Here is a 25,928-nt window from a genome sequence, read left to right as displayed (position 1 = left end):
GGTGAGCGAAGGCCCGACCGACCGCGCGAGACGAGGACGACCGACAGGCACATGCGGATCGCCCGAGACGGGGTGGTAGACAGCGCTATGCTCGGGCTCGAACACGACTTCCGGATCGTCGACACTCGCGCGACGCTCGACCCCGACGAGTCGTCGGTCGCGACGCACGGGCGGGACATCTCCCCCGAGCGGCTGGAACGAGAGATGCTACAGGCCGGCGTCGTCCGCGCGGTCGCGAGCCCGGGACAGCGCGCGACGGGACGGAGTTACCTCCGTGCGAACAACGCGGTCGCGAGACTCTCGATCGACCGCCCGTTCGTCGCGTTCGCCCGGCTCAACGGCCCCCGCGATCCGGGGAACGGTCCCCTCTCTACGGTCAAAAACCTCCGCGCCGAACGCGATGACCACCACGCCCGCCCCGATGACGTCGAGCAGTACTCCTACGACGACCGGTTCCACGGCTTCACCCTCGTCCCGCACGCTGACGGTCTCCCGAACGAGGACGTGCTCACCCGGCTGGAGGCCGCAGACCTCCCCGTGATCGTCCACGCCGGCAAGGCGTTTCCCCCGGAGGCGGTCGAGCGCGAACTGCTCGGCTACGACGTGCCGATCGTGCTCGCCAGCTTCGGCGGGTACCCCCTCGACGCCGATCTGATGAACGAGACGCTCGACCTGTTGGACGAGTACGATCGGCTGTACGTCGAGACGAGCGCCGTGCGGTACCGCGAGGTACTCGAACGCGGTATCCTGGAACACCCCGACCGCGTCCTCTTCGGCTCCGGGGCACCCAACGTGCACCCCAACGTCGGCGTGATGGAGGTGCTCACCCTCGACGTCTCCGAGGACCTGATGCGTCGCGTGTTCGCGAAGAACCCAGCCCGGTTGATCCCCGTCCTGGCCGAGGGCGCCGACGTGTGAAGCGACGGGCACTTGTCGAGGCGTCGCGGACCGGATTCCCATGAGCGATACCGAGAGCAGCCTCGACGATGTCGGCGACGACGCCCTCGTCGAGGTCGTCCACGCCGTCGGGCACGAGCACGTCACCGCAGAACACGCGAGCACCGTCGAGCTCACGACCGACGACTGGCTCACGCCTGCCGGGGACTGCATCGTCGGTGTCGAGGCCGACCGCGGGCCCCGCGACTTCTCCGCCGCGTTCCGCGAGGCGTGTCAAGATGCAGGCGCGGCGATCACGGCGACGTTCGCGGTCGCCGAGCCGGACGCGGACGCGGTCGACATCGACGACCCCGCTCACGTTCACGAGATTGTCGGCCGTGGCGACCCCGACCTCGCGCTCCTCGACGACCGATCGATGGTCGGCCGGACCAGCGAGTACACCGACGACGAGCGGACGATCTTCGTCGGCGGCGACGGGGCCGCCGCGGACCTCGACCGAGATCTCGTGGCCGCGCTTGGAGAGGGAGCGAAGCTGACGCTGCGGCTGGAAGTCGAACCCGCGGAGTGAGTGCGTCAGCCATTTATAGGCGAACGCCGAGGTCCGCAAAAGCGGTCACCGCGCCGAAACCCGCTTAAATAGGCAGTTCGGCGTTGGCCCCGACCACCCGATCGACTTCCTCCGGCGCGCACCAGTCGGTCGTCCGCTCCAGCAGCTGTACGACCATCCGGCCTGTCACGCCCCAGACGGTGTAGCCCTCGACGTGGAAGAAGTGGACCCGGTGGTCGCCGTACTCCGGGTGGCCGACCCGACGCTCCGACTCGTAGTTCGCGAGGTCCCTCAGTCCGCTGACGGGGAGCACGGCCACCTCCGCGACCTCGGACTCGTCGGGGACGTACTCACGGTCGGGTGCGACGCCGACGAACGGCCGAACCCGGTACGCGGAGGCCGTCTGCGTGTCGTCGAGTCGACCGAGGACGTCGACCTCGTTCGGGCGCATCCCGACCTCTTCGTCGGCCTCGCGGAGCGCGGTATCGGTCAGGGTCCGGTCGATCGGCTCGCGGCCGCCGCCGGGGAAGCTCATCTGTCCGGGGTGTTCGCCGAGGTGGGCCGCGCGTTTGGTGAACAGCAGGTGGGCCTCGCCGCCTCGCTCGATGACGGGCGCCAGCACGGCCGCCTCGCGGCGCGTCAGCGTCACCTCCTCAGGCGTGTGCCGACGCAGCCCCGTCAGGTCCATACCGGGCGTAGGCGTCCGGACGGGGTTAACGTTTCTCTGCGTTCCGACTATCTGAAACAAGGCCGTTCCGGCCGATGGCGTCGACGCTCGCGCTCGACCCAGTCGGAAGCGTCCGTGCGGCTTCGGACGTTTTAAGCCCGCGACTAACGCTTCACTGGACAATGAGCGACGACGACCAAGAACTCGGCATCACCGAGTCAAAGTCACACAACACCGGCGAGTGGTACGCCGAGGTCGTACAGAAAGCGGGGCTAGCGGACTACGGTCCCGAGGGGATGAGCGGGTTCATCGTCACCCGACCGCGCGCGTACGCCGTGTGGGAGCGCCTGCAGGGATTCCTCGACGCGAAGTTCAAGGATACCGACGTCCAGAATGCGTATTTCCCCCTCTTCATCCCCGAGTCGTACCTCGAACGCGAGAAGGACATCGTCGACGGGTTCGATCCCGAGGTCGCGTGGGTGACCGAGGCGGGCAACAAGGAGCTCGAAGAACGGCTCGCGGTCCGACCCACCTCCGAGTCGATCATCACGCCGTACATCAGCCAGTGGGTGCGGAGCCACCGCGACCTCCCGCTGCGCGTGAACCAGTGGTGTTCGGTCGTGCGCTGGGAGGCGACGGAGACGAAGCCGTTCTTCCGCACGAAGGAGTTCCTCTGGCAGGAGGGGCACACCGCGCACGCGACGAGCGAGGGCGCGTGGGACGAGACGATGACGCGGCTCGACCAGTACGCGTCCGTCTACGAGGACCTGCTGGCGATGCCCGTCTTAAAAGGCCAAAAGCCCGACCACGACACGTTCCCGGGCGCGGAGACGACCACGACCGTCGAGGCGCTAATGCCCGATGGCAAGTCGGTCCAGGCGGGCACCTCTCACCATCTCGGTCAGTCGTTCGCCCGGGCGTTCGACATCACGTTCTCCGACGCGGACGAGGAAGAGCGGCTCGCACACACCACCTCGTGGGGGCTCTCGTGGCGCGCGCTCGGCGCGTTGATTATGACCCACTCCGACGAGCAGGGGCTCGTGCTCCCGCCCGGCGTCGCCCCCGAGCAGGTCGTCGTCGTCCCCATCTGGCAGGAGGACACGAAAGATGAGGTACTCGACTACGCCGAGGGCGTCGTCGACGACCTCGACGACGCGGGGATCCGAGTCGAACTCGACGACCGCGACGAGCGAAATCCCGGCTTCAAGTTCAACGAACACGAGCTCAACGGCGTGCCTCTCCGGGTCGAGATCGGGCCTCACGAGGTCGAGGACGACGAACTCACCCTCGTTCACCGTCCCGACGGCGAGAGTGTCGTCGAAGGGCGCGACGAGGTCGTCGAGACGGTCCGCGACCACTTCGACGAGATCTACGCGAAGCTGTACGCCGCGGCCGAGGAGACCCTCGACGGCGAGGTCCGCGAGGCCGACGACCGCGCCGACATTCTCGGCACGCTCGGCCAGCACGGCGGCTACGTGAAGACCCCGTGGTGCGGTGACGAGGAATGCGAGGAGCCGATCAAGGAGCCGATGGCGGCCGAGATCGTGATGGTCCCGTTCGAAGAGGATGACCCCCTCGCCGACGGCGACCACGACGAGACCTGCGCGATCTGCGACGACGACGCCGAGCGAACGGCGTACTTCGCGAAGTCGTACTGAGCCGTCGCGGTCGTTCTCTCCGTTCACTCCCGCCCCCGACGCTATCACCCGTTTAATCCGCGTTGATCCGGCTTAACGGAGATCGGTTTATATACGGATACGTCGCGTACCGTCAGGTAATGAATCGACGCATCGCGCTCATCGCTGTCGCGGTCGCACTGGTCGGCGTCGCCGGCATCGCCGCGGCCAGTCCCATCGGGACGGCTGTCGCACAGGACGACCCAGTAGCGACGAACGAGACGGACGCGGGCAACGAGACGGTACACGAGACCGACATCAGCCCCGGAGAGCGCCTCTCCGGCGTGATCGGGGTCCAGCGGGCCGAGATCTCCGGCGAGGTCGACTCGCGGGCGTTTGAGATTGGCCTCAACCAGACGGAGACCCCGGAACAGCGGGCCGATCTGGTCGCAGAGCGGCTGAACCGGACTGAAGACCGGCTGACCGAGATCGAGCGACGCCAGCGAGAGCTCCGCGAGCGTCGCGACGCCGGCGAGCTGAGCCAGGGCGCGTTCGCCGCGCGGATGGCGGAGACGAGCGCCCGAGCCGAGGCGGTGAAACGCGAAGCGAATCGGAGCGCCGACGTCGCCGGGGACCTCCCCGAGTCCGTCAGAGCCGATCGCGGCCTGACCGAGGAGCGACTCGGAGAACTCCGTCAGCGCGCGGGGAACGCGAGCGGCCCTGAGGTCGCAGCTATCGCCCGCGGCGTCGCCGGCAACGATGTCGGCGGCCCGCTGGCGTCGGACCGGCGTGGTCCGCCGGCAGGCGCAGGCACCGGCGGCGGTGCTGGCGCCGGCCCACATACCGGCAACGGGACGGAAGCTGACCGCCCGGGAGGAGGTGATGGATCCCACGGTGACGGACCGTCGGACCACACGACCGGGATGGATACCGACGGCGACTCGATGAACGCGACCCGCGACTCGACGAACGCGACCCGCGGCTCGACGAACGCGACCCGCGGCTCGACGAACGTGATCGGAGGCCCCGCCGACGACGCCGGTAACACCACGGACGCAGGCGACGACGGTGGCCAAGGAGACGGTTCTGACGGAGCGAACGCGACACTGCCGCGCGACGACAGCGGTGACGGGCCGAGAGCCGGGAACGGGAACGGTCCCGGCTCAGCCCGAACCGTCGTGAACGCTGCAGACGGAGTTACAGAGCGTCTCGACGGGCCATTAACCGACGGTGCCGACTTCGTCCGGCGAGTCGTCGGCATCGAGCGGTAGATCGCTCTTGTCTCGGCCGCGCTCCGGTGTCACCGAAAGCGGTCGGCGTGTCTGCACTCAGGCGGCGAACAGCCCGAATCCGACCCGTTGCACCTCAGAAGATGGGAAGCGATTTATCCGAGCCTCGTAACTACCCGTCCGTGCAGCGAACGGTAGTCCTCTTGGTCGTCCTTGCCGCGTTCATTGCCGGCGCCGGTCTCGCATCGACCGGAGCCGCACAGAGCGGCGCGGGCGTCCCGGCCGGCGGGTTCGAACAGATGGACGTCGCCCCCGACGACGTCTTGATCGAGGCCACCGTCGAACCCGACGGCGACGCGGTCTGGGTGACCCAGTACCGCGTTCGGCTGGCGAACGACGACGAAGAGCAGGCCTTCGAGGACCTCCGCGCAGACGTAGAGTCGGACCCGAACGCGTACACGGGCCGATTTGCCGAGCGAATGCGCGCGACCGCGGGCGCCGCTGAAAACGCCACGGGCCGCGAGATGAACGTCACTAACGTCACGGTGACCGCGGAGCGCCGCGAGCTCCCGCAGTCGTACGGCGTCCTCACGTACCGGTTCGAGTGGCGCAACTTCGCGGCGACCGACGGCGACCGGCTCGTCGTCGGCGACGCGGTCGACGCCCTGTTCCTCGACGAGGCCACGTCGCTCATCGTTTCGTGGGAGGACGGCTACAGGCTCGGCGATGTCTCCCCGTCGCCGACGGAGACCCGCGACAGCGCGGTCGTCTGGGAGGGACCGAAAGACTTCACCGAGGGCGAGCCGCGTGTGACGATCGAGCCCGAGGGGCGCGGCGTTGGGCCGCTCCTCTTCGTCGCCCTCGGACTACTCGTGGCGATCGTCGCCGTGATCGGCTACCGGCGTCGTCCGTGGGAGCGTTCGGCCTCCGACCGCCGGTCAGACGCGCCGGGGGCGACCGTTGGCGGGCCGACCGACGACACCTCGGACACCCCCAGCGACACCTCTGCGGCCGACGCAGCCGACACTGATGAGGGTGGTGAATCCGACGACGACTCGGAAGAGACTGAAAGCGACGCGGACGAGGGCGTCGGCTCGGCGCCCCCGGTCGACGACGACCTCTTGAGTAACGAAGAGCAGGTGCTGCGGCTCGTCGAGGCGAACGGCGGTCGGATGAAACAAAAGCGGGTCGCCGAGGAGCTCGACTGGACCGCTGCCAAGACGAGTCAGGTCGTGACGGGGCTCCGTGACGAGGGCGACCTCGACGGGTTCCGGCTCGGGCGCGAGAACGTCATCTCGCTGCCCGACTACGACGCCTCGTCGGAAAACAGCGGTGAGGACGGGGGCGAGAACGGGGACGAGGATGGGGGCAAAAACGAGAGCGAGAACGACGCCGAGTGAGCTCGACGCCCTCCGTCACAGGTCCCGCGACCGTCCGAGGTGTTGAAGCTCGCCGCCGCACTCGCAGGTGTTGCTGCCGGTCTCAGATCGCGCGCCGCATTTGAAACACTCGTACAGTTCTCGACCGTGAATCTCTGTTTCTGGTCGCATATCATGCCAAATGTTACCGAGAGGTATAGCGTCAGCCCTAATATTATTTACAGAGTATAATCAAATCCGCCAGTTTTTATGGATGAACGATCGGTTTCTCTGAAGACGCGACGCGAAAGAACGGATCGACGGCGAATAACGTGAGCTGCGGTCGTTTCGCCACGGTCCGTGTCACTCGCGGCGCGGTCGGCCCACACGAGCTGGCCCGTCCGGTACTCGGCCGCCTGCACGCCGGGAACCGACCCGCTCGCGGAGTCTCGACGGCCCGTTGGCGTAGTGCGCTACCCGCTGGTAGAGCGCCAGACGTCCGGGCTCCGCTCTCTGATTCAGGCGATTACTCGTCTAGCGACTCCCGTAACGCCGCCTCGATCGGCTCGTCGCCGGCCGCGATCTCGAACGTTTCGCCGCGCGTGGTCTCGGCTCCGAGCGTTGCGACGAGCGTTCGGGAGACGTCCTCGCGGGGGATTTCGGCGTCGTCTTCGGCGAGGTCGGTGCCGGTTCTGATCCGTCCGGTGCCGTCCTCGTCCGTCAGCGGCCCGGGTCGGACGATCGTGTCCGTCAGGTCGCTTTCGCGGAGGTACTCGTCGGCCTCGGCCTTCGCTCGGAGGTACTCGTGCATCTCTTCCGGGCCGTCCTCGGGTCGATCGACGCCGATCGAGCTGAGCATCACGAACCGGTCGATGCTCTCCGCTTCGGCCTCGTCGATGAGGTTGATCGCGCCGTCGCGGTCGACGCCCCACACGTCCTCGCCGGCCGAACCCGCGGCGAAAATGATCGCGTCGATTCCCTCAACGGCGTGTGACACGTCCCCGGTCAGATCCGCGACGACCGGCTCGGCGCCCAGGTCGTCGATGTCCGTCGCCTGCGACTCCGCGCGAACCATCCCCCGAACGGCGTGGTCGCTCTCGGCGAGGAGGCGGGTCGCGTGTCGGCCGACTTGTCCGTGTGAACCGGCGACGAGCACGTTCATACGCGGGAAATCGGTCGGCATCGTGAAGAAGGTGGTGGCGGTCGGAGAGTTCGTCGGATACCTCGGGCCTCATACCTCGAAATACACCAGCCTGGTATAATCGGCAACTACCGACGCTGAACCTGGTGACGACAGGATTTCTCATTCTCGGCCTCAAGTGTTGAAGAAGGTGCATATTTAAGCAAAAGTGTTAGACAATGCATATTCACGTGAGAAGACCCCTGCTCACCGAGGCTGCAGTCGGTGCTAGACGTTTAGAATCCCAACCAAGTTCACTGACCGGCTTTGAACTTGCAGTTCTAAGCCGGAGGAGGGATTTGAACCCACGACCTATTCCTTACGAAGGAATCGCTCTGCCAGCTGAGCTACTCCGGCACTCACTCTACAATTCCCGAACGGAAAAATAAGGGTTCCGAAACCGCGACGCCATACTCTGCGAGATCACGCGACGCCGGTCGGTTCCAGTCTGTCGATCGTAAACGGATGGGCAGTTGCGTTTGTTTGGAAATATATCTACTATCGTCTGGATCAACGTATAGAATTGAAGATCGTCACAGGAGTATAAGGAAAAAGCATATATAGGTGTTTGAACATCGATTAAGATGTGATCGCGCCGATCGTGTGCCGCGATGGCGGGGATCGACTCCCCCGACGGTGTCTGCCCGGTCGGAGCCCGTACCGGGCGTCGCTCGTCCCGTCGGTCGCGACCCCCACCGCGACTCGGCGGCAGTCACCCTATCAGCGATCCAACACGGCCGGCGTGTGATCCACGTCTCTGACGTGCCAAGCGCGAAATCGCCTCTGGCCCCGACCGTCTCGCGGCCGTGGACTCTTGTCATGTGACGGGCCCGCAGCCGTCCCAACCCGTCGGCGGTTCCGGGTGAGACGGCAGTCACGCTGTTCCCTCATCCTCGCCAGTAACTGCTGACGGGAGATACGTCGGAAAAGTGGCGGTAATCGTCGGGCGTCCCGCAGTCGCGTTATTCGAACAGCCGCCGCGGCGCGCTCGCGGCCGCCGAGAGCCCGCCGACCGCAGCTCCGACGGCGCCCACGAGCCGCACTTCCGCCGGCGCGACGCCGAGCTCGCGGGAGAGCGGTCCCGGCCGGGCGTCGGCGCCGATAACGGCGACCGTTCGGCCCCGAACCCGTATCTCCGTGGTGAGGTCCGTCGCGGTCAGCAGCGCGGCTGGGCCCCGGGCGTCGGTGTCTTCCGGCAGGCTCCGAGCGACCCGGACGGCGTCGCGAACGGTTGCCACCTCGACGAACAGGCGATCGCCCGTCGATCGAACGTCGAGGTCGATACCCTCGACGCTGAGCGTCAGGTCCTCCGTGGCGACCGAAAGCGGTGCCCTCGCGTCAGTCCCGTTCACGGGTCGTGACTCGAACGGTCCCGTCGAGCCGCCAGTTGGCGTGTTCGACGTCGTCGCCGGTGCCGCTCGGGACGTCGACGCTCATCTCTTCGAACTCGTAGACGATCTCCGCGTTGCGGCCGGTCAATCTGTCGTAGAGCCCGATAGCGAGGTCGGGCCAGGTCGTCGTCTCGTCGATGCGCTCTTCAGGATCGATTGTATCGCTCATACATCACGTAACGAGCCACAGCAGCATAAAACCGCCACACCAGCGACACCACGGCGGCACGATTTGTCAGGGGCTACCGAGGTACAAAGCCCCGACCGTCGCGGGTGACGGAGGAACGCGGACCGGTTGTACCGTGCCTCAGACCCGCGTCAGCCTGACGTCCAGACAGATGTTGTACTCGTGTGGCGCGTACGACCGAACGACCCGTTCGGTTTCGACGCTCAGATCGTAGGCATCGCCGGCGGCCGCACGAATCGCCCGCTTCCCGGGTCCGAACGGGTCGTCCTCGTGTTGGATGTCGTAGTAGTGGACGACACAGTCGTCGCCCGCCAGCCGAACCGCCGTGTCGAGGAACGCGTCGGCGGAGTGCGGGAGGTTCATCACGAGTCGGTCGGCGGTATCGGCGTAGTCGTCACCGATCTCTCGCACGTCGCCGGCGATCGCGGTCACGCGGTCGGAGACCCCGTTTCGTTCGGCGTTCTCCCGGAGGTACTCGACCGCGCGCTCGTTGAGATCGCAAGCGACCACGTCGGCGCCGCGGGCGGCCATCGGGACGGCATACGGGCCGACGCCGGCGAACATGTCGACGACCGTCTCGCCGGGATTGACCTGCTCGATCACGCGGTGGCGCTCGGTGGCGAGCCGCGGGGAGAAGTACACCTCGGCCACGTCTACCAGGAACTCGTGGCCGTACTCGCGGTGGACCGTCTCGGTGTCGTCGCCCGCCAGTACGTCCCAGCGCCGGACGCGTAGCTCGCCCTCGATCGGGGAGGCCCGGTTGAGAACCGTCTCGCAGGGCACGTCCGAGGCCATCACCGCGTCGGCGATCTCGCGGGCGCGCTCGTCGTCGTCCTCGTCGATGATGACGATGTCGCCGAGCCGCTCCAGCGAGGGCTCGTAGCCGAGGATCGCGGCGGGGGTCTGGGGTTGGTCGCGTTCGGCGGCGTCGCGCTTGACGATCGGCGCTTCGAGGTCGCCGGGGACCGTTTCGGGGTCTGTAACGGGGATGTAGATCGTGTCGCCGTCGACCGCGATCTCGTGGTCGCCGTCGAGGACGTCGGCGTCGGCGAGCCGCTCGCGGACCGTCTCGCCGCGCTCGCGCTCGACCGCGACACAGGGGACGCTCATTGTCACGAGAACGCGGGGCGAGTCATAAACGCTGACGCTTCGGCGGTGTCAGTCGAACGGGTACCGCGCGGTCGACCCGCACTCGCGACAGCGGACGACGACCCGCCCGGGCCGGAGCCGGACGCGGCTCGTCTTCCCCGGTCGGAGGTAGACGCCGCAGTCGTCGCACGTCTTCCGGGAGAACTCGGCGGGGACGCCACAGCGGTTCCGCTCCGCGATCCGACGCGCGAGCGCGACGTACTCCCGTGCGCGGTCGTACTCGTCGTCGACGACTGCCTCGCGGGCGAGCGCGAACAGCCGGTCGATCCGTTCCGACGGGATCCCCATACCTCGCCGGGGGTGACGGACCGGCAAAGTCGTTGTCATCGACGGTCGCCGCCAGCCCGCGACGCCCTGTCGGCTGCTGCTCGCGGCGGTTCGTTAACCCGCACGCTTTTTTAACGGCCCGCGCGAACGGTGGGATATGAAGGAATCTCTGATGGACGTCGTCTGCTGCCCGCTCGACAAGGCCGACCTCGACCTCGACGTCGACGAGCGGGACGACGAGGAGATCCTCGCGGGGACGCTCACGTGCACCGAGTGCGACGAGACCTACCCGATCGAGGACGGCATCCCGAACCTCCTCCCGCCGGACATGCGCGAGGAGGCGACGGCGTAGAGCGCGTCATCTGCTTCTATCCCGCACTGATCACCCCCGTTCCGTACTGCATCTTTTTTTAGTGTGAGTACGTCGACTCGAACGTGTCGACACTCTCCGTCGAACTGAACGGGGACGCGGTTCACTCGATCCGGGCGCCGGACCGGTTCGAGGCGACCGGCCCGTTCGCCGTCGCGCTCGAGAACGCGGGGCGGTCCACGCACGTCCACCTGCACTTCGACGACGACCTCGATCGGGTCGTCTCAGTCGACGAGACGAACCACTTCGTCGACGACGAGTCCACGAGACACGTCCACGTCTCGGTCGGAGACGTGACTGAGCCGATCCAGGGGAAGCTCAAGATCGTCACCGGCTACGGCTCCAACGCTCGGTACGTGAACGTCCGCATCGACGCTCCCGAGGAGCCCGTCGCCGAGACGGTCGCCGTCGACGAGTCGTTCGCGAGGCCCCCGGAGCGTCCGCCCGAGGTCCCGCCCTCACAGCGCGTGGCGAACGCGGTCGACCGGCTGATCGAGCGTGGCGGCGTCCCGGGAGCGATCGCGGCGTTCCTCGCGCTCGCCGCCGGCGTTGCCATCGCGCTCGCGCTCGAGAGCGCGGTCGTCTCGGTGGTCGTCGCCGTCGCCCTGACCGTATCGCTCGGGGCGGCGCTGTTGGCGGCGTGGTGACGACCCCGAGGACGGTCGTGTCATTCTCTCCGACGGCGACTTCGCCTCCCGACCGCCGCGAATCCGGGCGCTTTTAAGCGTGCCAGCGGAAGATTCGGGCATGAGCTTTGAGAAGGAAGACGAGGTCGTCCTCCACGACAAACACAGCGAGTACGACGGCGAGGCAGGCACGATCACGCAGGTCATGGAGACGATGTTCGGCGACGCGACCTACACGATCAGCTTCGAGGACGGTCAGGAGACCGGCGTCCCCGAGGATGACCTCGACGCCGTCGAGAGCGAGGAGTAACTCCCCCCTTTTCCGACCCGCATGGCCAAAGTCCCGTTCCACTACGTCGACCTTCGAGCGTTCGCGTACGCCACCGAGGACGAAAAGCGGGTCGCGGACGCCCTCCGGACGTTCCTTCCCGAGGACGCCGAGCTGGATCGCGTCGAAAACGTCGGCCACCACGGCGACCGGATCGTCGTGCTCTCGGCTCGGATCGAGAACGCCGACGGAATGCGTCACGTCCTCGATCGACTTTCCGGCCTCGACGAGGTCGACCGCGTGATCGACGAGCTCGACCAGCGGGTCGACGACAACTGTGCGCTGTTCCTCCGCGTCGACAAGCAGGCCGCGTTCCGCGGCGAGGTCCGGCTCGGCCCCGGGATCACCGTCCGGGCGAAAGTCGAGGCGTACCCGGCGAAGAAGGAGGCCGCCGTCGAGAACGCTCGGGAGACCCTCGGGCGGCTGGCGGACGACGATGACGCTCCCGCCGACGAGACGTAACCCACCGAGCGCGCGGGGGGACGGACGCCCCGCTCGCACCTCCGGCGTGCCTTTTTACGACCCCCTGCCGTCGAATCGTCCATGAGCGATCCGTTCGTCGTCGTCGGTGCCGACGCGGCAGGGTTGAGCGCGGCCAGCAAGTTCCGCCGCGAGGCGCCCGACCGCGAGGTCGTCGTCTTCGAGATGGGGCAGTGGATCTCGTACGCCTACTGCGGGATGCCGTACTTCATCGAGGGCCGTATCGAGCGCATGTCGAACCTCCTCTCGCTGTCGCCGGACGAGGTCGACGAGCGCGGGATCGACCTCCGGCGCGGCCACGAGGTCGTCGCCGTCGACCCGGACGCGAAGACCGTCGCCGTCGAGACCACCGAGGGCGACTCCTTCGAGCAGGCGTACGACGACCTCCTCGTCGCCACCGGCGGCCGCGCCGCCACCGGCCCCTTCGACGTGCGCGGGCTGGACGGCGCGTTCACCCTTCACAACATGGACACCGCGGCCGCGATCGACGCGTACATTGCCGAGCCGGACGCGTACGACCCCGAGCGCGCCGACGTGAGCGGGGTCGACCGCGAGCGCGTCGAGCGAAACGCAGCGATGGCCGCCCCCGAGACGGCGGCGATCGTCGGCGGCGGCTACGTCGGCGTCGAGATGGCCGAGGCGCTCGTCGGGCGGGGACTCGACGTACACCTGTTCCACCGCTCCGGGCACCTCCTCTCGGACTTCGGCGAGGCCGTCGGCGAGCGTGTCGAGACCGATCTGGAAGCGAACGGCGTGACGGTTCACACGAACACCCCCGTCACGGACCTCGTTGGCGAGGACCGAATCGAGGGCGTGCGCTTCGCCGGAGACGAACTCGTCGCCGATCTTGTGATCGTCGGCGTCGGGATCCGGCCGAACACCGAACTCCTCGACGGGACCGGGATCGAGACCGGCGAGGGCGGCGCGATCCGCACGGACGAGTTCGGCCGGACGAACCTCCCCGACGTGTACGCCGCGGGCGACTGCGCGACCGCGGTCCACGCCGTCACCGGCGAGGAGGCGTGGATGCCGCTCGGGCTCACCGCGAACCGGGCCGGGCGAGCGATCGGCGCCACAATCGCCGGCGATCGCTCGCCCGTCGGCGAGATCGCGGGCACCGCGGCCGTCAAGGCGTTCGACATGGAGGCCGCCCGAGTGGGACTCGTCGAGGACGAGGCGGCCCGCGAGGCCGGCTTCGACCCGGTCCGCGAGACGGTGACCGCCGGCTCCCGTTCCGGCTACTATCCCGGCGCGGCGCCGACCGACGTGACGCTCGTCGCCGACCGCGACACGGACCGGCTCATCGGCGGGAGCATCGTCGGTCCCGACCGCGCGGCGATCCGGATCGACACGCTCGCGACCGCGCTGGAGGCGGACATGACGGTCCCGGAGGTCGAGCGGCTCGACCTCGCGTACGCCCCGCCCTTCTCGCCGGTGTGGGACCCGATCCTCGTGGCCGCAAAAGTGCTGAATGGAACGCTCGACGAGGCGTAGCGGGTCGGGTCAGTCGCTCGCGTCCGCGCTTTCGTCCGGAGGGGTCGACTCGCGGTCTCGCTCATTGCTCCCGATTCCGGCGATGACGCGCCCGACCGCGTAGCCGGCGACACCGACGGCGACCGCGGCCGCGCCGGCGATACCGAGGGCTTCGAGCAGCGCGGCGAGGAAGGGGACGGGGTCGACGACCGGGATGCTGTAGGGTTCCGGGCCGGTCGTCCGCAGGAGGACTGCCGCGAAGGGGCCGTACGCGAGGAGGACCGCGGGGAGCACGCCGCCGCCGACCGCGGCGAAGGCGACGACGCCGACCGCGGTCGAGATTGCGAGGAGTCCGGCAACGGCTGCGGCGAGAGTCTCCGGGACGGCACCTCCACCCAGTAACGCCGCGGCGTCGGCCGCGATCCCGACTGCGTCGAAGGCGACGTACGAGACCGCGAAGCCGACCGCGCTCCAGACCGCGGCGCGCTCGAACCCCGTCTCGCCGAGGGCAACGTGGGTAAGGGAGGTGCGGCGTCCGGACTCGTCGTTGTCCCCCGTCATTCCGGGCGGGTCGCGCCTCGCCCCTCCCGGTCGGGGGTGAGGTTGCCGTGTTCGTCGATCTCGCCCGCGACGATCCGCGTCGAGGAGATCCGCTCGCCGTCCTCGGCCGACACGTGGTCGACCACGACGAGCTCGAGGGGGTCGTGGCCGCGCTCGCGGCGGATCTCGTTGATCTGCTCTCCGCCCTCTCTCGTCTCCGGGGAGACGATCAGCGCGCCGAACTCGGGCTCGACGGCGATGCCGCTCGGGTCCGTCAGCTCGCGGACGTCGAACTCGCGGTCGCGTTCGTCGGCGAGGTCGGCCAGTTCGGCTTCGAGGTCACGCTTCCGGCGGTCGTACGGGCGGACGTACCGCTCGACGTGTCGGGTCTTCGGCGCGAGCTCGTCCGACGTGAGCCCGACGGTCACGTCACCCAGCTCGAACGCCCGTTCGAACAGCTTCCGGTGGCCGTCGTGAACGGGATCGAACGTACCACCCAGCGCGACGTTCATGTCCAACGCTTGCGCGGGCGGACCTTAAAGGATCTTGAACCGGGAGCGGACGATCGCGGCCTACCGGTCGTCGTCGCTGTCGTCGCCGCCGTCGTCGTCGCCGTTTTCGCCGCCGTTTTCGCCGCTGTCGTCGTCGCCGTCGTCGACTTCAACTCCCTTCCCCTCGTCGTCGTCGACCGAGATCTGGACCGGCTCCGCGTCTCCGTCGGGCGACTCGCCGCCGAGTCGTCGGTCGAGGTTGAACACGGCGTTGAGCTCCTGTTGGACGTCACCGACGACGCCTTGCACCAGCTCGCTCGGCGCGATCGCCTCGTACTCGTAGGGGTTGTTGCCGGCGCCGCTCGCCTCTCGCTTGTCGCGCTCGACGGTGTCCTCGTCGTGGAGCTCCGCGAGCGCCTCGCGGACCGTGCTCGGGTAGAGCCCGGTGCCGTCGGCGACCTCGTCGCTGGTGCTGTTCGGGTTGTCGCGGAGGAAGACGTAGATGCGAGCGCGGGTCTCGGTGTCGAGCAGCCACGACAGGAGGTCGACGATGTTGTCGTCGAACCCCTTGACGGCCTTGTCCGCGCTCTCGCCGAGCCGTTCTTTGGTCTTCCGGAGCTCCTCGCGCGTCCGTTCCGTCGGCGATTCGTCGCCGGGGTCGATTTCCGTGTCGGCGTCGAGATCGTCTGCAACGTCGAACGCGTCGTCGTCGTCGTCGCCGTCGAGGTCGTCGGCCGAATCGTCCGTGGTCATACCTGAAACTGCGGTCCGCGCGCCCAAAAGGGTTTCTCGTCGTTTCGGTTCCGACGGAAGAGGGGCCGGGCGAGCCCTCCGCCTACGGCGACAACACCAGGTCCTCACAGAGCGCGTCGAGGCCGGCCTCCTCGCGGAGTCGGCGCTGACGCTGGGTCCCGCTCTCGCGGTCGTACACGTCTCGGATCCCGTCGATCCCGAGGCGGTCGCACTCGTCGGCGACGACCTCTCCGACCGAGACCGTGTTCTCGCCGTCGCGGGTGATGAACGACGCGTCGTGGCCGTGACGGATCGCACGCCACTTGTTCTCGTCTAATAGCTCTCGGCGGAGGGCTGATTGGGACTCGCCGTCCGCGTAGCGCTCGGCGTAATCGACGACGAGGGCGTGGACGTACTCGACCATCGCGAGGGTGACCTCCGGGTCGCGCTGGGCGTCCGGCGCGCGCACCTCGACCGTGCCGTGGCCGGTGTGCGGGCGCACGTCGAACCAGAGCTCGCCGCGGTCGTCGATGGACCCCTGCTCGACCATCCTGCGTTCGTACCGCTGGAAGGCGTCGAAGTCGTCGAACGCGGAGGGGATTCCCGTGTTCGGGAGGTTCTCGAAGATCTTCGCGCGGGCCGACGCGAGCCCGGTGTCAAAGCCGTTCCAGAACGGGGAGTTCGCCGACAGCGCGAGCAGCACGGGAGCGTGCCACCGAAGCCGGTTCGCGATCCACACGGCCTTGTCCGCGTCGTCGACGCCGACGTGGACGTGGAGCCCCGCGGTGGTGTTGCGGTGTTGCGGATACTGGATCCGATCCAGCTGCGCCCGATACCGCGGCTTCTCGGCGTGATCGAGCTCCCGCCACTTCGCGGCCGGGTGGAGGCCAGCAGCGGCGATGCGGTAGCCGTCGGCGGCGGCGTGATCGACGAGCGCCTCGCGCACCGTGGAGAGGGCGTCGGCCGCGTTCGACGGGTCCTCGATCAGCTTCGTCTGCGCCTCGATAGTGCATTTGAACAGCTCGTGGTCGAACCCCTCAGGCACCGCCGCTGGCGGGTCGCGACCGTAGACGAGATCGTCAATCCCCGAGGTCGGGCGGCCGTCGGCATCGACGATGTAGAACTCCTCCTCGATGCCGAGGGTCCCCATCCGGGCGAACGCGTCCCGCGAACCGAGTTCCATTACCGCTCCGTACCGGCCGCGCGGTCTTATAAGGATTGAAAGCCGAAACGGAGGACCGGGGACCGCGTGGGGCGCCGCGCCGACTCACCATGTCTCGTCGGTCGCGAAATCCGCGCCCCGTCAACTCACCACGCCTCGCCGCTCGCCAGATCCACGTCGCCGTCGCCCTTCTCGGAGGGGCAGATCTCCCCGAGCACGCAGTCGCCGCAGTCCGGGTTGATCGCGGTACACGTTGCGCGGCCGTGGTCGATCATGAGGTGCGTGAACTGCTGCCAGTCCGCTTCGGGGACCACGTCGAGGAGGTCCTGCTCGATCTTCGTCGGGCTCTGCTCCTCTGTGATCGCGAGCCGGCGGGTGATCCGCTGGACGTGGGTGTCGACGACGATCCCCTCCACCACGTCGTGGCCGTGCTGGAGGACGACGTTGGCGGTCTTTCGGCCGACGCCCGCCAGCTCCGTCAGCTCCGACATCGTGTCGGGTACCTCGCCGTCGTGCTCCTCGGCGATGTCGGCGCAGGCGGACCGGATGTACTTCGCCTTGTTGTTGTAGTAGGTGATCGAGTTGATCGCCTCCGCGAGCTCTTCTTGGGGCGCGTTCGCGTACTCCTCGGGCGTCTCGTACGTTTCGAACAGATCCGCACAGACCTTGTTCACGCGTACGTCCGTACACTGCGCGGAGAGGATCACGGCGATGAGCAGCTCCAGCCGGTTCGAGTAGTTCAGCGAGATGGTCGAATCGGGGTACTCCTCGTAGAGCCGGTCGATGACCTCCTCGACCTGCGCTTCCCGTGGCTTCAGTGGCGTGCCCATGCCGATCCCTCCACGCGGGCGCCATTGAACGATCCGGAAGCGGAGCGCTCCCCGCTCCGTCTCCGCGTTCCGAACCGGCAGATTCACGTCGCTTCTGCGACAGGTCGAATCGTGTCCCGGTCCCGCGGCCGACGGCGGCGACGCCCGGCGTACAGCCGCCGGCCACAGGAGTTTTACTGGCTGTGGATCGCCGCGACGGCGACGTACGGCGTCGGCGACATCGTCTCGACGATCGCCTTTCTGGAGTACGTCCCGACGATTGCCGAGGCCAACCCGATCGTCACGCTTGCGCTCGACTCGTTCGGCCTCTCCGGGCTCGTGCTCCTGAAGATCGCCGTCTACCTCGTAATGCTCTGGATCAGCGTCTCGGGCGCCCGCGACGGCGATGCGCTCCTCTACTACTTCCCGCCCGTCCTCCTGACGCTCGTCGGCACGTACCTCACCGCGAGCAACGTTCGTCTGCTGTGGCTCTCCTGAGTCGACCGACAGCCCCAGTGCCGAACGTGTTCGCGACACGGCCCATCCGCCTCGGCGACCGAGAGAGAGCCGATGACCGAACTCGACGTCAGACAGATCCCGCCGAGCGAGCGACACGACCGGATACGCGACGCGTTCGCAGACCTCGACTCCGGCGAGACGCTCACTATCGTCAACGACCACGAGCCGACGCCGCTCTACCACGAGCTGGCGGCGGAGGTGCCCGCCTTCGACGCTGACGGCTACGCCGCCGAGCGCGAGGAAGCCTCCCGGTTCGTCGCCGAGTTCCCGAAGGTCGACACCGAGTCGAGCGTGGAGACGGTCCGGATCGCGGACCTCGACGGCGATCCACACGCGACGGCGTTCCCGGGACGCGAGCCGAAGACGGTCCGGCTGTCGCTGGACGACGGCCAACGCGTGCCCGAGCACACCCATCCCGACCGGACGGTGCTGTTCCACGCGCTGACGGGGGCGTTCGAGGTCCGGCTCGACGGCGAGCCACACGCGGTCGAGGCCGGCGAGCTGGTCCGGTTCGACGGGAAGACCGCGGTCGAGCCGATCGCGACCGAGGACGCGGCCGCGCTCGTGGTGCTGGCGCCGAAATCGGACGAGTGAGGGAGAGAAGAGGAGCCGACCGCGCCGTCGACGTTTTATATACCGCCGCCGAAGTCGGCGCATGGACACGACCCGCCAGCGCATCGCCGACACCCTTCGCGAGGGGCCGGCGACCGCGAGCGACCTCGGGGAGACGCTGTCGCTGCCGACGCCCGTCGTGTACGACCACGTCGAGCACGTCTCGCGGTCGGTCGACGGTGACGCGGAACTGCTGGTCGCACCGCCCGAGTGCCGCGACTGCGGCTTCGACGGCTTCGACGACCCGATCAACGAGCCCTCGCGGTGCCCGAAGTGTAAGAGCGAGCGGATCGACGAGCCGGCGTTCGTGATTCGGTAGGGTCTTGGTTTTTAAAAACCGAAAGGAGCGGGAAGAACGGTCCGAGCGTCGACTCTCGCTCCTACTTATAAATGTGTTCGGAGGTCCGCTTACAGCTCCTCGAGCAGCGTCGCTGCTGCGTCGGCGGACGAGCCCGGACCGCGCCCGGTGATCAGGTCGCCGTCGACCGTGACGCTCGTGTCGGCGTCGAGCTCGGCGTCCCAGTCGGCGCCGACGAGGACGACCTCGTCTTCCACCCAGTACGGGAGCTTCCGGCCGTCGGGCATCACGTCGTCGTCGTCGACGATGTCCTCCTCCCACGCATTCGGGAAGCCGGTGACGGAGCGGCCCTCGACGAGGGGCGTCCCGTCGGCCTCACGGGTGAACGCGAGGAGGCCGACCGCGTGGCAGACGACGAGCGCGACGCCCGCCTCGCCCGCGACCGCGTCGAGCAGGAGCTGACGCGCGTGTCGGTCCTGATTCACGTCCCAGACGGTGCCGTGCCCGCCGGGGAACACGACCGCGTCGTAGCCGTCAGCGGCGACGTGCGCGATCGGCTCGGGATCGTTCAGTTTCGGGTGTTCCTCGTCGATCTCGCGGAGCTCCGCGACCCGCTCCTCACCGCCCGCGGCCTCGGGGTCGAGCGACCGTTCGTCGACGACCGGCGGGGATCCGGACGGCGTCGCGACCGTCACGTCGACGCCCTCGGCTTCGAGGGTCGTCAGCGGCTCGATGCATTCTTCGGCCCAGTACCCTTCCTCGCTTACGACGAATAGTGCGCTACTCATGGTAACTCTGTGTTCGAGCGCACGACGGAAAAGACATCCGCGCCCGGAAGCGACGGCGGGCGTCGCGAGAGTTTATAAGGGGTCGATCACGGCGGGGGTGTTCACACCGTGAACAGTTCCGTCTCGTCGGGGACGGCGAACAGCCCCATCCGGACGCCGGCGTCGAGCCAACCGTAGCCGTACGAGTACGACGCCAGCGCGTTGACGGGGTCGCCGTCGTCCCGGAAGTGCCGCCCGTCGTCCAGATACGACTCGGCCATCTCCAGCACGTCGGCGGCGGCCTCGCCGAGCGGGGTGTCGTCGGGCGGGCGCGGTTCGGCGACCGACAAGGCGTCGGCGAGCATCCGCCCGTAGCGGTCCGTCTTCTCCTCTAACTCCGCGGCCATGCGACTCGTTCCGGGGAGCGGCTCAAAAAGCCGTCGGCGAAACGCAACCTCGATACCCTCGGAGTCGAAACGGACGGACATGTACGAGGCCGTCCACGCTCACCCCGACGGCGACGCGACTCCCGCCCGCTACGTCGCCACCGCGGCGCGGTACGGGTACGACGGGGTCGTCGTGCGGACGCGGGAGGCGCTCGACCCGGCCGGGGCAGACGGTGACCCGTCTGACGAAGCGGCTGCGCTCCGCGAGGAGTACGGGATCGACGTCGTCGACGCGGTCGAGATCGACGCCGACAACGCCACGAGCGCCTCTGGCGCAGTGGGTAACTACCGGTCCGAGCGCACCGTGGTCTGTCTCGTCGGGGGCGACGACGGCCTCAACCGCTTCGCGGTCGAGGAACCTCGCGTCGACGTGCTGGTCCGACCGATGGACGGATCGGGCGACTTCAACCACGTCCTCGCGAAGGCCGCCCGCGACAACGGGGTCCACGTGGAGTTCGACCTCGGCCCGCTGTTCCACGCGACCGGCGGGAAACGGGTCCGCGCGCTGGCCGACCTCCGGAAGCTCCGCGAGATCGTGACCTACTACGACGCGCCCCACGTCGTCAGCGCGAACCCGCGCTCGCACCTCCAGCTCCGCGCGCCGCGCGAGGTCGTCGCCGCCGCCGAGGCGGTCGGGTTCGACGCCGAGTGGGTCGAAGAGGGGCTCCGGGCGTGGGGCGAGATCGCGGCCCGCAACCGGGACCGCCGCTCCGAGGCCTTCATAGAGCCGGGGGTCCGACTGGGCAGGTATGAAGAAGACGGTTGAGGAGCACGCCGCGCGCTTCTCCGAGAAGGCCGCCGAGTACGACGACTCGAAGAGCGACGAGTACCACGCCTGCGCGAGCCTCGTCGTCGACTACGCCGCCCCGACGGCCGACGACGTCGTCCTCGATCTCGGGGCCGGTACGGGGGCCATCGCGCTCGCGCTCGCGCCGGACGCGGAGCGCGTCCTCGCCCGCGACATCAGCGAGGGGATGATCGAGGAGGGGCGCCGCAAGGGCGACGAGCGCGGCCTCTCGAACGTCGAGTTCGCGTACGGCGAGTTCCGCGAGCCCGAGGTGGACCCCGACCAACGGGTCGATATCGTCGCCTCGAACTTCGCGCTCCACCATCTCGCGGACGACGAGAAGCGTGAGGCGATCCGCGAGATGGCCGCCACCGGCGCCCGCCGGATCGTCCTCGGGGACGTGGCTTTCTTCGAGGACCCGGACCCCGACGCGCCCTTTTACGGTCCCGAGGTCGACGACCCGGCGACGGTCGGTACCCTCGTCGAGGCGTTCACGGCGGAGGGGTTCGCAGTGACTGCGGTCGAGCGCGTCCACGATCAGGTGGCCGTGATCGTCGCGGAGCGGCTCGACGACGGGGACGAACCCGCGCTCTCCGGGTGACCACGCCGTGAAACACCTCCCCAAACACCTCCGACCGCGGTGGCGGTACTTCGCGGTCGGGATCGAGACGTGGCCCGACGCCGGCATCGGACGTCGCGCGTTCCAGCGCGCCCTGTGGTACGCCGCGGGCAACCTGCTCGGCGACGCCGGCAGCGCCGACGCCGACCTCACGCTCCTTGCGTTCTCACACGACGACGGCGAGGGGGAAGCGATCGTCCGGGCCCGTCACGGGCACGTCGACGAGGCGCGCGCGGCGATCGGCTGTGTGAGCGACGTCGACGGCGCCCCCGTCGGGATCCGCGTTCGCGGGATTTCGGGGACGGTACGTGCCTGTGAAGAAAGATATATGGGTCGCGCGGGCGCTACTTCTACACAGCGAGACGTCGCGTTCGAAGACGCCGAGCGGTCCGCGGTCGTGCGCGAGGACGCGTACGACGTGCGGGCCGAGTCGGGGTACGTCGGCGCGGCGGCGTTCGACACCGAGTGATATCATGCAGGGACAATCCCAACAACAGGCGTACGACCGAGGAATCACAATCTTCTCTCCCGACGGCAGGCTCTACCAGGTCGAGTACGCCCGGGAGGCGGTGAAACGCGGGACTGCGAGCGTCGGTATCCGCGCCGAGGACGGCGTCGTCCTCGCGGCGGACAAGCGCGCCCGGTCCCCGCTGATGGAGCCGGAGAGCATCGAGAAGCTCCACAAGGCCGACGACCACGTCGGCGTCGCGAGCGCGGGCCACGTCGCCGACGCCCGCCAGCTCATCGACTTCGCCCGGCGGCAGGCGCAGGTGAACCGCCTCCGCTACGGCGAGGCGATCGGTATCGAGACGCTCACGAAGAACATCACCGACCACATCCAGCAGTACACGCAGGTCGGCGGCGCGCGCCCCTTCGGCGTCGCGCTGATCGTCGGCGGGATCGAGAACGGCAAGCCGCGCCTGTTCGAGACCGACCCGTCTGGCACCCCCTACGAGTGGCAGGCGCTCTCGATCGGCTCCGACCGGAGCGACCTCCGCGACTACCTCGAAGAGGAGTACGAGGAAGGCATCTCGACCGACGAGGCGGTCGGACTCGCGCTCGACACCCTCGCGCAGTCGAACGACGGCGAGCTGTCGCCGGACGGTGTCGGCGTCGCCACGATCACGGTTGCGGACGAGGAGTACGCTGAGCAACCGGCCGAGGAGATCGAAGAGATCCTCGCCGAGCGCGACCTGCTCGCGGAAGACGACGAGGAGGCGGACGACGACGATGAGGCCGCTGACGTGGACGACGAGTAACCCACTTGCCGGCGGTCTGCGGGACCCACGTTCCGATTTTTCGTCCTTGTCGAACCCGTGAGGTGCTGGAGTCGATCGGTGCGTAGATCTCACAGGTCAGTCGTTCAGCAGATTTCTCGCTGTCAGTCAAGAGCGTCATGAGACCTGCAAAATAACTGAATTAGTAGTACTATTAAATTTAACAGAAATATCTCAAAATACTTCTGTCACACAGAGACCCCGATATATTTTGCCCGGTCGCGGCCACACAGGGACAGAAAAGTCGTCGAGCGATGGTCTCGCCGGCTGCGTTGAGACCGTCAGTCACCCTACTTCGATCGTTTCGATGTACCGGAGGAAGGCCTCTAACCCCTGATTTCCCGTGTAGCGAATCATCTCTGAGTCGGCGTCGTACTGGATAACCCCGACGTCGCGGAGCATCGGGATATGAACGTGGACAAACTCGATCCGAACTCTTTCGCGTGACGGCACGTCGCGGAGCGGCAGTGACCGATCGATACTGTGGACTTCCTCAACCAATTGATCGAGCGAAATTTCCTCGGTCGGCTGGCTCTTCAGGTTGTACAACAGTGAGCGCCGGCGCGGGGATGACACCAGTTCCAGTACTGTATCGAAGGAGTACCGCATCGGCACCGTCTCGGGGCGATTCGGATCCGTCTTCCCTGTTCCACCTGGCGGTGGCGTCGTCGAACGGAACGTCGGTGTCGTCGTCGTTCTCTCGTGCTCCGTTGGGATCCAGCCCTCGTCCGGAGCGTACTCGATCACCGCATCGTACAGCGGTCGAAGCGTCGTCACTGTCTCTTCGTCGTGTTCAGCCGGATCGACGTGATGGTGGGCGGTCACGCCGAGACGCTCAGAGAGGTCGTTGAGTGAGGTGATCAGACTGATCACTCGCTCGGTGTCGTAGGCGGCAAGCAGCGTCGTTACTGAGTCGAGACACACGAGCGTCGTTTCGTCGGTGTTCTTCCACACACCAAGTTGACTGGCAATAGCGAGACCGATATCGTAGAGATCCGGATTCTCACGAACCCCGCGGACGGTGATCGACCCCGCTTCGGAGGCTGGGAGCTGGGATTTCGTCATATTCTGTCTTGCATCGACGATCGTTGCCCGTGCTGGAAGTTCGCTGCCGACTTCGCGCTGCCAGACCGACAGCCGCTCCGTGGGAGACGCCGAGAGTGTGATGCCCAATACGTTGGTCTCCGCGGGCGGACTGCACGTCAACAGATCGGTACAAGCAGTGTCGTCGGGGGGTTCGTGTGAAGGGGCAAGGAGAAGAACGGAGGACGAATTCCGAACATAATCATTGATTGAGTGAGAGGAAGAGGACATTATCATCATTAAACACCTATGACTGATAATAATTATTCATCATATTCCATGTATTTGTATATGATAAATCATACTTGAACTATGTATTATCGGTCCCAAACGTGATTAGAACGTCACGACTCTGTCGGAATCCTCAACAGGAAACACAGTCTGACCGGTCGCAGTCACTACAGGAAACTCACAAACAGATCGCTGCGCTGTGTCCGTACTGACCGCTGTGGGGTCACAACCTGCTCCATACTGAGAATTCCGACGGCGCCGGTTCCGTTCTGCTGGTCCGCCGCCGGTCGGGAGAGTTATGCCGTCGGGGGCCGACCGACGATGCGTGCAGAAGACGGTACTCATCACCGGCTGTTCCTCGGGCATCGGGCGCGCCGCTGCGCGCGCGTTCCTTGACGAGGGGTGGACCGTGTACGCGACAGCGCGGAACCCCGCGGACATCGAGACGCTCGGCGAGGCGGGCTGCGAGCTGGCGACGCTGGACGTCACTGACCAGTCCGACGTCGACCGCGTCGTCGAACGGATCCTCGACGAGGAGGGCGCCATCGACGCGCTGATCAACAACGCCGGCTACGGCCAGTTCGGACCCGTAGAGGACGTCCCGACCGCGAAGGTCCACGAGCAGTTCGACGTGAACGTGTACGGCCCCCATCGGCTCATCAAGGCCGTTCTCCCCGGGATGCGTCGCGAGCGCGACGGGACGATCGTCAACGTCTCGTCGGTCGCCGGGCGGATATCGTTCCCCGGCGGCGGCGTCTACAGTGGCTCGAAGTTCGCGATCGAGGCGCTCTCGGACGCGCTTCGCAACGAGGTCGCGGAGTTCGGGATCGACGTGGTCGTCGTCGAACCCGGGCCCGTCCGGACGAACTTCTCGAAGCGCGCGGAGCGGGAGGCGGGGAACGGTGACGGCGAGAGCGACTCCGCCGACGCCGGCCTCGATCGCTCCGGCGCCTACGAGGAGTTCTACGAGCTCTTCGAGGACACGCAGCTGCTCGGGGGTGACGGTCCCGGCGCGGTCGAACCCGAGGTCGTCGCCGACGCGATCGTCAACGCCGCCAGCGCGACGCAGCCGCCCGCCCGGGTCCAGCCCGGGACCGTTGCCCGAGTCGGCGTCCTCGCGCGGTTGCTCCCGGACGCGATCCTCGACGCCGGGTACGACTTCGTCCGAAAGTTCACGAGCTGATCGCTACCGGTCACCGCCCGAACCGACCGCGAACGGGCTCTCTTCTTCCCGCCAGTCCCACCCGGGGAGGCGCGTCTGAAAGCCGGCTGCGAGCGCGGCGTCGAGGTCGTCGGCGCCGGCGGTGCCCGCATCGTCGGCGGTCGCGTCCTCGCTCACGTGCACGTCGACGAAGTGGAACGTCGCCTGCGCGAGCAGCGAGAGGGGGCGACCGCCGGCGATCGTCGCGGCCAGCTCGCGGCCCAGCACCTCGTCGACGACGAATCCGGGGTAGTCGTTCGCCACGTCGAGGTCACGGAGCAGGCCGACGCAGCCGGCGACGTTGACCGCGACCTCGCCGTCGGCGAACACCGCGTCGACCTCGCGTTGGTACGCCTCGGTAGTGACCGGATCGACATCCGTCTCGAAGAGCCGTCCCAGCCGATCGCGGGTCTCGTTGATGACGGGGACGACGACCGAGGCTCGCTCCCGGACCCACGCGCGTTCGTCTCGGACCGTCTCGGGCGTGATACGCATGTGGTCGCCGTTCGCACCCAGGGGGTTTGCCCTTTGCGAAGGGTTTTATAACAACCGGGCTAAACAGCATCTAAGCGGGTTTTCGCTGGCTGTT

34 protein-coding genes and 1 tRNA gene are annotated in these 25,928 nt (G+C 67.5%); 18 read left to right on the top strand and 17 right to left on the bottom strand.

Annotation, left to right across the window (positions count from 1 at the left end; translation table 11 throughout):
* Positions 1-87 precede the first annotated feature (87 nt).
* Together ACNS88_RS02940 and ACNS88_RS02935 are read left to right on the top strand one after the other, a co-directional pair.
* Positions 88-918, top strand: a complete 831-nt coding sequence (locus ACNS88_RS02940; RefSeq protein WP_435094435.1) for an amidohydrolase family protein — start codon at positions 88-90, stop codon at positions 916-918.
* 40 nt (positions 919-958) lie between these two features.
* On the top strand, positions 959-1,465 hold the full coding sequence (locus ACNS88_RS02935) for a DUF371 domain-containing protein (RefSeq protein WP_435093747.1): 507 nt from the start codon (positions 959-961) through the stop codon (positions 1,463-1,465).
* A 64-nt stretch (positions 1,466-1,529) separates the two neighbouring features.
* Here the strand turns inward: ACNS88_RS02935 and ACNS88_RS02930 are convergent, their stop codons facing one another.
* The gene (locus tag ACNS88_RS02930; protein ID WP_435093745.1) at positions 1,530-2,132 is read right to left on the bottom strand and encodes an NUDIX hydrolase; all 603 of its coding nucleotides are present in this window, start codon (positions 2,130-2,132) and stop codon (positions 1,530-1,532) included.
* A gap of 161 nt (positions 2,133-2,293) precedes the next feature.
* Here ACNS88_RS02930 and proS point away from each other — a divergent pair, with 161 nt between their 5' ends.
* From proS to ACNS88_RS02915, 3 genes are all read left to right on the top strand, one after another.
* Complete coding sequence (gene proS, locus ACNS88_RS02925; protein ID WP_435093743.1) at positions 2,294-3,769, top strand: proline--tRNA ligase; 1,476 nt, start codon at positions 2,294-2,296, stop codon at positions 3,767-3,769.
* 119 nt (positions 3,770-3,888) lie between these two features.
* Positions 3,889-4,998 (top strand): hypothetical protein, encoded by a 1,110-nt coding sequence (locus tag ACNS88_RS02920; protein WP_435093741.1) that lies wholly within the window; start codon positions 3,889-3,891, stop codon positions 4,996-4,998.
* A gap of 140 nt (positions 4,999-5,138) precedes the next feature.
* Positions 5,139-6,356, top strand: a complete 1,218-nt coding sequence (locus ACNS88_RS02915; RefSeq protein WP_435093739.1) for a helix-turn-helix transcriptional regulator — start codon at positions 5,139-5,141, stop codon at positions 6,354-6,356.
* A gap of 15 nt (positions 6,357-6,371) precedes the next feature.
* Here the strand turns inward: ACNS88_RS02915 and ACNS88_RS02910 are convergent, their stop codons facing one another.
* From ACNS88_RS02910 to ACNS88_RS02880, 7 genes are all read right to left on the bottom strand, one after another.
* Positions 6,372-6,506 carry a rubrerythrin-like domain-containing protein gene (locus tag ACNS88_RS02910; protein WP_435093737.1) on the bottom strand — a complete coding sequence of 45 codons (135 nt, stop codon included), beginning with the start codon at positions 6,504-6,506 and terminating at the stop codon, positions 6,372-6,374.
* A gap of 334 nt (positions 6,507-6,840) precedes the next feature.
* On the bottom strand, positions 6,841-7,476 hold the full coding sequence (locus tag ACNS88_RS02905; RefSeq protein WP_435093735.1) for an SDR family oxidoreductase: 636 nt from the start codon (positions 7,474-7,476) through the stop codon (positions 6,841-6,843).
* Positions 7,477-7,778: 302 nt separating this feature from the next.
* A tRNA-Thr gene (locus ACNS88_RS02900) sits at positions 7,779-7,851 on the bottom strand.
* A gap of 605 nt (positions 7,852-8,456) precedes the next feature.
* On the bottom strand, positions 8,457-8,846 hold the full coding sequence (locus ACNS88_RS02895) for a peptide ABC transporter ATP-binding protein (protein ID WP_435093733.1): 390 nt from the start codon (positions 8,844-8,846) through the stop codon (positions 8,457-8,459).
* Positions 8,833-9,054, bottom strand: a complete 222-nt coding sequence (locus ACNS88_RS02890) for a hypothetical protein (protein WP_435093731.1) — start codon at positions 9,052-9,054, stop codon at positions 8,833-8,835. The genes ACNS88_RS02895 and ACNS88_RS02890 overlap by 14 nt, the downstream gene beginning before the upstream one ends.
* Before the next feature lie 138 nt (positions 9,055-9,192).
* Positions 9,193-10,182, bottom strand: a complete 990-nt coding sequence (locus tag ACNS88_RS02885; RefSeq protein ID WP_435093728.1) for a class I SAM-dependent methyltransferase — start codon at positions 10,180-10,182, stop codon at positions 9,193-9,195.
* A gap of 48 nt (positions 10,183-10,230) precedes the next feature.
* Complete coding sequence (locus ACNS88_RS02880; RefSeq protein ID WP_095636638.1) at positions 10,231-10,509, bottom strand: ribonuclease P protein component 4; 279 nt, start codon at positions 10,507-10,509, stop codon at positions 10,231-10,233.
* Positions 10,510-10,645: 136 nt separating this feature from the next.
* Between ACNS88_RS02880 and ACNS88_RS02875 the strand changes: the two genes are divergently transcribed.
* The 5 genes from ACNS88_RS02875 (at position 10,646) to ACNS88_RS02855 (ending at position 13,786) form a co-directional block, all read left to right on the top strand.
* The gene (locus ACNS88_RS02875; protein WP_435093726.1) at positions 10,646-10,840 is read left to right on the top strand and encodes a methytransferase partner Trm112; all 195 of its coding nucleotides are present in this window, start codon (positions 10,646-10,648) and stop codon (positions 10,838-10,840) included.
* A gap of 83 nt (positions 10,841-10,923) precedes the next feature.
* Positions 10,924-11,505, top strand: coding sequence for a DUF7524 family protein (locus tag ACNS88_RS02870; RefSeq protein WP_435093724.1), 582 nt, complete (start codon positions 10,924-10,926; stop codon positions 11,503-11,505).
* Between the two features lie 100 nt (positions 11,506-11,605).
* A complete protein-coding gene (locus ACNS88_RS02865) occupies positions 11,606-11,794 on the top strand; it encodes a DUF1918 domain-containing protein (protein ID WP_435093722.1) in 189 nt (62 codons plus the stop codon).
* 21 nt (positions 11,795-11,815) lie between these two features.
* On the top strand, positions 11,816-12,274 hold the full coding sequence (locus ACNS88_RS02860) for an RNA-binding protein (protein WP_435093720.1): 459 nt from the start codon (positions 11,816-11,818) through the stop codon (positions 12,272-12,274).
* An 81-nt stretch (positions 12,275-12,355) separates the two neighbouring features.
* Positions 12,356-13,786, top strand: a complete 1,431-nt coding sequence (locus ACNS88_RS02855; protein WP_435093718.1) for an FAD-dependent oxidoreductase — start codon at positions 12,356-12,358, stop codon at positions 13,784-13,786.
* A gap of 9 nt (positions 13,787-13,795) precedes the next feature.
* Here ACNS88_RS02855 and ACNS88_RS02850 read toward each other — a convergent pair whose 3' ends face one another.
* The 5 genes from ACNS88_RS02850 to nth all read right to left on the bottom strand — a co-directional run bounded on the left by ACNS88_RS02850 (position 13,796) and on the right by nth (position 17,520).
* On the bottom strand, positions 13,796-14,326 hold the full coding sequence (locus ACNS88_RS02850; protein ID WP_435093716.1) for a hypothetical protein: 531 nt from the start codon (positions 14,324-14,326) through the stop codon (positions 13,796-13,798).
* A complete protein-coding gene (locus ACNS88_RS02845; protein ID WP_435093714.1) occupies positions 14,323-14,817 on the bottom strand; it encodes a phosphopantetheine adenylyltransferase in 495 nt (164 codons plus the stop codon). The genes ACNS88_RS02850 and ACNS88_RS02845 overlap by 4 nt, the downstream gene beginning before the upstream one ends.
* 60 nt (positions 14,818-14,877) lie before the next feature.
* Positions 14,878-15,549 carry a helix-turn-helix domain-containing protein gene (locus ACNS88_RS02840; protein ID WP_435093712.1) on the bottom strand — a complete coding sequence of 224 codons (672 nt, stop codon included), beginning with the start codon at positions 15,547-15,549 and terminating at the stop codon, positions 14,878-14,880.
* A gap of 82 nt (positions 15,550-15,631) precedes the next feature.
* A complete protein-coding gene (locus tag ACNS88_RS02835; protein ID WP_435093710.1) occupies positions 15,632-16,711 on the bottom strand; it encodes a glutamate--cysteine ligase in 1,080 nt (359 codons plus the stop codon).
* A gap of 125 nt (positions 16,712-16,836) precedes the next feature.
* Positions 16,837-17,520: an endonuclease III gene (gene nth, locus ACNS88_RS02830; protein ID WP_435093708.1), complete on the bottom strand. Its 684-nt coding sequence runs from the start codon at positions 17,518-17,520 to the stop codon at positions 16,837-16,839.
* 111 nt (positions 17,521-17,631) lie between these two features.
* On the opposite strand from nth, the gene ACNS88_RS02825 reads away from it, so the two are divergent.
* From ACNS88_RS02825 to ACNS88_RS02815, 3 genes are all read left to right on the top strand, one after another.
* Positions 17,632-17,997, top strand: a complete 366-nt coding sequence (locus ACNS88_RS02825) for a DUF5658 family protein (protein WP_435093706.1) — start codon at positions 17,632-17,634, stop codon at positions 17,995-17,997.
* 72 nt (positions 17,998-18,069) lie between these two features.
* On the top strand, positions 18,070-18,612 hold the full coding sequence (locus tag ACNS88_RS02820; RefSeq protein WP_435093704.1) for a DUF2249 domain-containing protein: 543 nt from the start codon (positions 18,070-18,072) through the stop codon (positions 18,610-18,612).
* A gap of 61 nt (positions 18,613-18,673) precedes the next feature.
* On the top strand, positions 18,674-18,949 hold the full coding sequence (locus ACNS88_RS02815) for a transcriptional regulator (RefSeq protein WP_435093702.1): 276 nt from the start codon (positions 18,674-18,676) through the stop codon (positions 18,947-18,949).
* Between the two features lie 89 nt (positions 18,950-19,038).
* Here ACNS88_RS02815 and ACNS88_RS02810 read toward each other — a convergent pair whose 3' ends face one another.
* Together ACNS88_RS02810 and ACNS88_RS02805 are read right to left on the bottom strand one after the other, a co-directional pair.
* Positions 19,039-19,716 carry a type 1 glutamine amidotransferase domain-containing protein gene (locus ACNS88_RS02810; RefSeq protein WP_435093700.1) on the bottom strand — a complete coding sequence of 226 codons (678 nt, stop codon included), beginning with the start codon at positions 19,714-19,716 and terminating at the stop codon, positions 19,039-19,041.
* A 101-nt stretch (positions 19,717-19,817) separates the two neighbouring features.
* Positions 19,818-20,102: a DUF357 domain-containing protein gene (locus tag ACNS88_RS02805; protein WP_435093698.1), complete on the bottom strand. Its 285-nt coding sequence runs from the start codon at positions 20,100-20,102 to the stop codon at positions 19,818-19,820.
* A 79-nt stretch (positions 20,103-20,181) separates the two neighbouring features.
* On the opposite strand from ACNS88_RS02805, the gene ACNS88_RS02800 reads away from it, so the two are divergent.
* The 4 genes from ACNS88_RS02800 to psmA are packed head-to-tail and all read left to right on the top strand — an operon-like array spanning position 20,182 to position 22,806.
* A complete protein-coding gene (locus ACNS88_RS02800) occupies positions 20,182-20,907 on the top strand; it encodes an RNase P subunit p30 family protein (RefSeq protein ID WP_435093696.1) in 726 nt (241 codons plus the stop codon).
* Positions 20,891-21,529, top strand: coding sequence for a class I SAM-dependent methyltransferase (locus ACNS88_RS02795; protein ID WP_435093694.1), 639 nt, complete (start codon positions 20,891-20,893; stop codon positions 21,527-21,529). The genes ACNS88_RS02800 and ACNS88_RS02795 overlap by 17 nt, the downstream gene beginning before the upstream one ends.
* Before the next feature lie 7 nt (positions 21,530-21,536).
* Complete coding sequence (locus tag ACNS88_RS02790) at positions 21,537-22,016, top strand: Rpp14/Pop5 family protein (RefSeq protein WP_435093692.1); 480 nt, start codon at positions 21,537-21,539, stop codon at positions 22,014-22,016.
* Positions 22,017-22,020: 4 nt separating this feature from the next.
* Positions 22,021-22,806, top strand: coding sequence for an archaeal proteasome endopeptidase complex subunit alpha (gene psmA, locus ACNS88_RS02785; protein ID WP_435093690.1), 786 nt, complete (start codon positions 22,021-22,023; stop codon positions 22,804-22,806).
* A gap of 303 nt (positions 22,807-23,109) precedes the next feature.
* On the opposite strand, the gene ACNS88_RS02780 is transcribed toward psmA, so the two are convergent.
* The gene (locus tag ACNS88_RS02780) at positions 23,110-24,138 is read right to left on the bottom strand and encodes a DUF7504 family protein (protein ID WP_435093688.1); all 1,029 of its coding nucleotides are present in this window, start codon (positions 24,136-24,138) and stop codon (positions 23,110-23,112) included.
* A 298-nt stretch (positions 24,139-24,436) separates the two neighbouring features.
* On the opposite strand from ACNS88_RS02780, the gene ACNS88_RS02775 reads away from it, so the two are divergent.
* Positions 24,437-25,321, top strand: coding sequence for an SDR family oxidoreductase (locus tag ACNS88_RS02775; protein ID WP_435093686.1), 885 nt, complete (start codon positions 24,437-24,439; stop codon positions 25,319-25,321).
* A gap of 3 nt (positions 25,322-25,324) precedes the next feature.
* Here the strand turns inward: ACNS88_RS02775 and ACNS88_RS02770 are convergent, their stop codons facing one another.
* Positions 25,325-25,834, bottom strand: a complete 510-nt coding sequence (locus tag ACNS88_RS02770) for a DUF7984 family protein (protein ID WP_435093684.1) — start codon at positions 25,832-25,834, stop codon at positions 25,325-25,327.
* Between the last annotated feature and the right edge of the window lie 94 nt (positions 25,835-25,928).

This window comes from Halorubrum shenae (genome assembly GCF_051194165.1).
Lineage (GTDB): Archaea > Halobacteriota > Halobacteria > Halobacteriales > Haloferacaceae > Halorubrum.
The sequence above is the reverse complement of the archived record's forward strand: the minus strand, read 5'-3'. Positions and strand labels throughout refer to the sequence as shown.

What these genes read in the sequence shown, in the direction of transcription:
- ACNS88_RS02940 (WP_435094435.1), top strand. Translation starts at nt 88, where the DNA reads ATGCTCGGGCTCGAACACGACTTCCGGATCGTCGACACTCGCGCGACG.
- ACNS88_RS02935 (WP_435093747.1), top strand. Translation starts at nt 959, where the DNA reads ATGAGCGATACCGAGAGCAGCCTCGACGATGTCGGCGACGACGCCCTC.
- ACNS88_RS02930 (WP_435093745.1), bottom strand. Translation starts at nt 2,132, where the DNA reads ATGGACCTGACGGGGCTGCGTCGGCACACGCCTGAGGAGGTGACGCTG.
- proS (WP_435093743.1), top strand. Translation starts at nt 2,294, where the DNA reads ATGAGCGACGACGACCAAGAACTCGGCATCACCGAGTCAAAGTCACAC.
- ACNS88_RS02920 (WP_435093741.1), top strand. Translation starts at nt 3,889, where the DNA reads ATGAATCGACGCATCGCGCTCATCGCTGTCGCGGTCGCACTGGTCGGC.
- ACNS88_RS02910 (WP_435093737.1), bottom strand. Translation starts at nt 6,506, where the DNA reads ATGCGACCAGAAACAGAGATTCACGGTCGAGAACTGTACGAGTGTTTC.
- ACNS88_RS02905 (WP_435093735.1), bottom strand. Translation starts at nt 7,476, where the DNA reads ATGAACGTGCTCGTCGCCGGTTCACACGGACAAGTCGGCCGACACGCG.
- ACNS88_RS02890 (WP_435093731.1), bottom strand. Translation starts at nt 9,054, where the DNA reads ATGAGCGATACAATCGATCCTGAAGAGCGCATCGACGAGACGACGACC.
- ACNS88_RS02885 (WP_435093728.1), bottom strand. Translation starts at nt 10,182, where the DNA reads ATGAGCGTCCCCTGTGTCGCGGTCGAGCGCGAGCGCGGCGAGACGGTC.
- ACNS88_RS02880 (WP_095636638.1), bottom strand. Translation starts at nt 10,509, where the DNA reads ATGGGGATCCCGTCGGAACGGATCGACCGGCTGTTCGCGCTCGCCCGC.
- ACNS88_RS02875 (WP_435093726.1), top strand. Translation starts at nt 10,646, where the DNA reads ATGAAGGAATCTCTGATGGACGTCGTCTGCTGCCCGCTCGACAAGGCC.
- ACNS88_RS02865 (WP_435093722.1), top strand. Translation starts at nt 11,606, where the DNA reads ATGAGCTTTGAGAAGGAAGACGAGGTCGTCCTCCACGACAAACACAGC.
- ACNS88_RS02860 (WP_435093720.1), top strand. Translation starts at nt 11,816, where the DNA reads ATGGCCAAAGTCCCGTTCCACTACGTCGACCTTCGAGCGTTCGCGTAC.
- ACNS88_RS02855 (WP_435093718.1), top strand. Translation starts at nt 12,356, where the DNA reads ATGAGCGATCCGTTCGTCGTCGTCGGTGCCGACGCGGCAGGGTTGAGC.
- ACNS88_RS02850 (WP_435093716.1), bottom strand. Translation starts at nt 14,326, where the DNA reads ATGACGGGGGACAACGACGAGTCCGGACGCCGCACCTCCCTTACCCAC.
- ACNS88_RS02845 (WP_435093714.1), bottom strand. Translation starts at nt 14,817, where the DNA reads ATGAACGTCGCGCTGGGTGGTACGTTCGATCCCGTTCACGACGGCCAC.
- ACNS88_RS02840 (WP_435093712.1), bottom strand. Translation starts at nt 15,549, where the DNA reads ATGACCACGGACGATTCGGCCGACGACCTCGACGGCGACGACGACGAC.
- ACNS88_RS02835 (WP_435093710.1), bottom strand. Translation starts at nt 16,711, where the DNA reads ATGGAACTCGGTTCGCGGGACGCGTTCGCCCGGATGGGGACCCTCGGC.
- nth (WP_435093708.1), bottom strand. Translation starts at nt 17,520, where the DNA reads ATGGGCACGCCACTGAAGCCACGGGAAGCGCAGGTCGAGGAGGTCATC.
- ACNS88_RS02820 (WP_435093704.1), top strand. Translation starts at nt 18,070, where the DNA reads ATGACCGAACTCGACGTCAGACAGATCCCGCCGAGCGAGCGACACGAC.
- ACNS88_RS02815 (WP_435093702.1), top strand. Translation starts at nt 18,674, where the DNA reads ATGGACACGACCCGCCAGCGCATCGCCGACACCCTTCGCGAGGGGCCG.
- ACNS88_RS02810 (WP_435093700.1), bottom strand. Translation starts at nt 19,716, where the DNA reads ATGAGTAGCGCACTATTCGTCGTAAGCGAGGAAGGGTACTGGGCCGAA.
- ACNS88_RS02805 (WP_435093698.1), bottom strand. Translation starts at nt 20,102, where the DNA reads ATGGCCGCGGAGTTAGAGGAGAAGACGGACCGCTACGGGCGGATGCTC.
- ACNS88_RS02800 (WP_435093696.1), top strand. Translation starts at nt 20,182, where the DNA reads ATGTACGAGGCCGTCCACGCTCACCCCGACGGCGACGCGACTCCCGCC.
- ACNS88_RS02795 (WP_435093694.1), top strand. Translation starts at nt 20,891, where the DNA reads ATGAAGAAGACGGTTGAGGAGCACGCCGCGCGCTTCTCCGAGAAGGCC.
- psmA (WP_435093690.1), top strand. Translation starts at nt 22,021, where the DNA reads ATGCAGGGACAATCCCAACAACAGGCGTACGACCGAGGAATCACAATC.
- ACNS88_RS02780 (WP_435093688.1), bottom strand. Translation starts at nt 24,138, where the DNA reads ATGTCCTCTTCCTCTCACTCAATCAATGATTATGTTCGGAATTCGTCC.
- ACNS88_RS02775 (WP_435093686.1), top strand. Translation starts at nt 24,437, where the DNA reads ATGCCGTCGGGGGCCGACCGACGATGCGTGCAGAAGACGGTACTCATC.
- ACNS88_RS02770 (WP_435093684.1), bottom strand. Translation starts at nt 25,834, where the DNA reads ATGCGTATCACGCCCGAGACGGTCCGAGACGAACGCGCGTGGGTCCGG.